Source organism: Chamaesiphon sp. VAR_69_metabat_338 (assembly GCF_031423935.1).
Classification (GTDB): Bacteria; Cyanobacteriota; Cyanobacteriia; order Cyanobacteriales; family Chamaesiphonaceae; genus Chamaesiphon.
The window spans coordinates 1-4,035 of record NZ_JANPGM010000554.1 but is presented as its reverse complement, the minus strand read 5'-3'; the positions used below and the strand labels follow the sequence as shown (position 1 = coordinate 4,035).

At 51.0% G+C, this 4,035-nt stretch carries 3 protein-coding genes; 1 reads left to right on the top strand and 2 read right to left on the bottom strand.

The features are described 5' to 3' along the window. Positions 1-154: 154 nt before the first annotated feature. Positions 155-1,087, bottom strand: coding sequence for a M23 family metallopeptidase (locus RMO84_RS15280; protein ID WP_310489301.1), 933 nt, complete (start codon positions 1,085-1,087; stop codon positions 155-157). Between the two features lie 183 nt (positions 1,088-1,270). Here RMO84_RS15280 and RMO84_RS15275 point away from each other — a divergent pair, with 183 nt between their 5' ends. Next, positions 1,271-3,325 carry a cation:proton antiporter gene (locus RMO84_RS15275; protein WP_310489300.1) on the top strand — a complete coding sequence of 685 codons (2,055 nt, stop codon included), beginning with the start codon at positions 1,271-1,273 and terminating at the stop codon, positions 3,323-3,325. On the opposite strand, the gene RMO84_RS15270 is transcribed toward RMO84_RS15275, so the two are convergent. Next, a complete protein-coding gene (locus RMO84_RS15270) occupies positions 3,322-3,531 on the bottom strand; it encodes an Hfq-related RNA-binding protein (protein WP_310489299.1) in 210 nt (69 codons plus the stop codon). The genes RMO84_RS15275 and RMO84_RS15270 overlap by 4 nt on opposite strands. Between the last annotated feature and the right edge of the window lie 504 nt (positions 3,532-4,035).

The following is a 4,035-nucleotide window of genomic DNA, read 5'->3' as shown; positions in this document are numbered from 1 at the left end:
CATCTTGTACCAGTTTGAATATACTAGTGATAACCGCAAATCCAGTGTACCCTCGACGGGCACCCCTACACCATTAATCTGTAGGGGTGCCCCTCGTGAGTACCCTGGATCTGCGGTTAGCACTAGTATATTCAAACTGGTGCAAGATGTGAATCTATTCGATCGCAGTCGATCGCCACTGTACCGGATCGATGGAGACGGCGTTGACATATAGTCCCCAGTGCAAGTGTGGCCCAGCTGCCGAACCAGTAGCCCCGACTGCCCCGATTCGATCGCCTGAGGCGAGCATTTGTCCCTCTTCGACATCAATTTTACTCAAATGCAAGAAGATACTAACAACGCCTTGGCCGTGATCGACGCCGACGACGTTGCCGTGAATGCGGAAACCTTTCTTTTCATAGCCGATCAATACGACCTTACCTGCTGCTGGCGCGACTACTGCCGAGCCATAGCTGCCCGCATAATCTAAGCCCCGGTGGTAATAATCGTTCGCAAATTCACCGTTGTAATAACGGCGTACGCCAAAAGGAGAGCTAGTCCTCCCTTGGTTGGGGGCGATAAATTTGCCATCCCAGAATTTAATCGGACTGACTGTTGCTTTAAATGCTAAAACTTGTTTGAGTTCTTCGGGAGTGGCTTCGATGCCAGCTTTTCCGGGGGTGAAGTTAATGCGCTGGGTGGGAAATTTGCGATCGGCGATCGCGATTTTGAGAGTAGCAGTAGCTTTGGGATCGTTAGGGGTAGAGATCGTCACCTCGCGCACGCCCGGTTTTTCGAGTGGGGTAGTCGGGATCATTGCCCGAAAGCGATCGCCACCCACGCCGAAAGCGGGATAAGTCTTGATGCCCATTTTGACAACTGGGGGTACCGACGGTGAGGCGGCAGTGAGATTTAAGATTAAAGTTTCGCCCAAGCGGGGACTAGTGGGGCTGAATTTGACACCCAAGGCTAAGCCAGGGACTTGCAGCGAGCACAGGACGATCGCCAAAGCCATGACACCACAGCCGAGATTGCGCCAAGTGCGAAATCTCGGCGATCTCCAAAGCTGGGGGAGCGCGACTTGTTTGGCAGACGGAAACTCGAACATAGAAATTTGTGGTTGGGTAGGGTTGCGATCGAGATTATAAAGGTTGGCGATGACAAATTAGCTTGCTTACAGGATCCAGTATCTAGTTACCTACGTTCTGTTCCCACAGATGCCCATAAACTCGGTATCCTAGAAGTTAACTTAAATAAAGTTAATTAAAAATTTTATAATTACAGAGATCTAGTGTTAGAAGATTTTCGGCTGATTGTAGATTTGGTATCGATCCTCGCAGCGGCGGCTGTGGGCGGGATTATTGCTGGATTAGCCAGACAGCCTGCGCTCTTGGGTTATATCATCGGCGGGATGATTGTCGGCCCTGCGGGGCTAGGACTGATTAAAGAACTCATTCAGGTCGAAACTCTCGCCCAATTTGGCGCGGCGTTTTTGTTATTTGCCTTGGGCGTAGAGTTTTCGTTTTCGGAGCTGAAAAAGGTTCAGAAAATCAGTTTGGGTGGCGGCGGCTTACAGATTGTGCTGACTATCTTAATTACGGCTTTTATCTCTGTCAGTGTCGGCTGGGTGACGACGCCCCAACAGGGCGTATTTTTGGGGGCGATTCTGTCGCTATCTTCGACGGCGGTAGTACTTAAATCACTGATGGAGGCCAATGAAACGGCGACGCCTCACGGACAGGTGATGTTGGGGATTTTGGTCGTACAGGATTTGGCTTTAGGGTTCATGTTGGCAGTGCTACCCGCACTCGATCGACCGCCAGCAGAAATCGGCATGGCGGTGTTGCAAGCAGCGGTGAAAATTGGCTTATTTGCCCTCGGTGCGACGGCATTTGGGATCTGGGTGATGCCGCGATTGTTAAGACTGCTAGCGAGTACGGAGAGTCGCGAATTGTTTCTGTTGGGGATCGTAACCTTGTGTCTGGGGATCGCCCTGAGTACCGCATATTTGGGCTTGTCCATCGAAATGGGGGCTTTCGTCGCTGGTTTGATGATTTCCGAGGCCGAGTACGCCGACCAGACTTTGGCCTATGTAGAGCCGATTAGGGATGTGTTTGCGGCGTTGTTTTTCGCGGCGATCGGGATGCTGATCGATCCGCTGTTTTTATGGGATAACTGGGATCTGATTCTGGGATTGGTATCGATCGTCTTTGTCGGGAAGTTTGCAATTATTACACCGCTGGTGCGGCTGTTTGGCTATCCGCTCCAAACCGCGCTGATTGCGGGGTTGGGTTTGGCGCAAATTGGCGAATTTTCGTTTGTCCTGGCTAGTGAGGGACGCAATCTGGGCCTGGTATCGCGCCGAGTCTATCTCCTGTTGCTGGGCACGACGGCAGTGACGTTGGTAGTTACGCCCTTTATCCTCAGATTGATTCCGAGTTTATTTAACTGGATCGAGCAGGTACCCGCCCTCGATCGCTGGTTCCAACCGGGCGAACCGCCCCTAGAAGTCTCGGAACACGTCCCCCTCGAACCCCCGATCGTCATTTGCGGTTATGGGCGGACGGGGGAAAATTTAGCCAAGCTCTTAGCCGAACAAAATGTGCCAGTAGTGGTCGTCGATCAGTCAGAGGCGGCGATTCAGAGATTGCGAGATAGTGGCATTCCCTATATTTATGGCAATGCCGTGAGTATTCCCGTGCTGACTAGAGCCGGACTCGATCGCGCGCGGGCGATGGTAATTGCGCTGCCGGATGCGATGAGTACGCGGCTGTGTCTCAAACATGCCCTGGAAATCTCGCCAGAGCTAGATATCGTCGTGCGTGCCGATCGATACCAAGATATCGAATTGCTGTATCAGCTTGGCGGCAGTGAAGTCGTCCAGCCCGAATTTGAAGCTAGTCTGGAAATGGCCGCTCATCTGTTGGTCAAAATTGGCTTACCGACAGTGCAAATTCAACGCCAAGTCACAACGATCCGCAATTCTCACTATATGGAATTGCGACCGGTAGGGGCGACACCGCAAAATATCCAGGAGGCGACACTGGGGATGAATCGCCGGTGGTATCGGTTGTCATTGACTTCGCCGCTGCTGGGTAATTCGATCGCTAGTGCCAGCATTCGTCCGTTAACTGGAGCGACGATCGTCGCCATTCAACGCGAAGATGGTACCAAGATCGACTATCCCAATGGCGGTACGCAGTTTTTACTGGGGGATAGTTGCTTGGTTGTGGGTTCGGTAGAGGAGCAAACCTTGTTCGAGCAACTGACTAAGGGGGAAATTGCCATACCGATGCTGTCGCCAGTCATTGCCATCCCCGAAGTCACCGTAGTTACTAGCGATTAAGAGTACTGAATATAGGCGATCGCGCGGCGGTAAATCAATGTTTTGCGCTCGCTAGTATCGCTAAAAAATAAATAGTCGGGATCTTGCCAGATAATTTTGCCCGCGAACATATCCCCAGTTACTAATTTGATCGATACCTGGATTTTGTCTTTGATCGAGCCTTGGATTTGACGGGTGCTCGGTAAATTAACGTCGAGTTCGGACATACGATCGATCTGGGTAGAGGACTTGTGGTGAGACAATAGTGGCAGCTATAGCTTGACTTGCCACTATCGATCGAGTTGCTAGTTCTGCTCAAAGCATTAGCCACGAGCGAATGGAAGCGGTGGATCGGCAAAACCGGATTGTGCCTACAGCTAATTTCTGTCAATCCGCGCAGGGGACAATCGCTATTGTTAATGTCGATGAGCTTATTATTCCCAATTTTGCAGCGAGTTTTTGATAGGATGACAGGAGTTTCTAGCAGATTTGTCTAGTGGTGCTGGATCGATGGCAATTCCTCGCGATCGTCAGCAGCCGAACATCAACATTTTCGGAGGAGTAGCCGTGTTCGGGTCAATCGATCGCCTCACCTCAGATAACAGGATTGAAAAACTAAAACTATTACAGCACTTTTCAGCAATTGTGAAGTACAATCTTGTCCCCGCTCCCCGCTGTCTTGTCTTGACTGAAACACATGCGGAGGAAACCTCCGCGTGATTTCAGTCGCT

What these genes read in the sequence shown, in the direction of transcription:
- RMO84_RS15280 (WP_310489301.1), bottom strand. Translation starts at nt 1,087, where the DNA reads ATGTTCGAGTTTCCGTCTGCCAAACAAGTCGCGCTCCCCCAGCTTTGG.
- RMO84_RS15270 (WP_310489299.1), bottom strand. Translation starts at nt 3,531, where the DNA reads ATGTCCGAACTCGACGTTAATTTACCGAGCACCCGTCAAATCCAAGGC.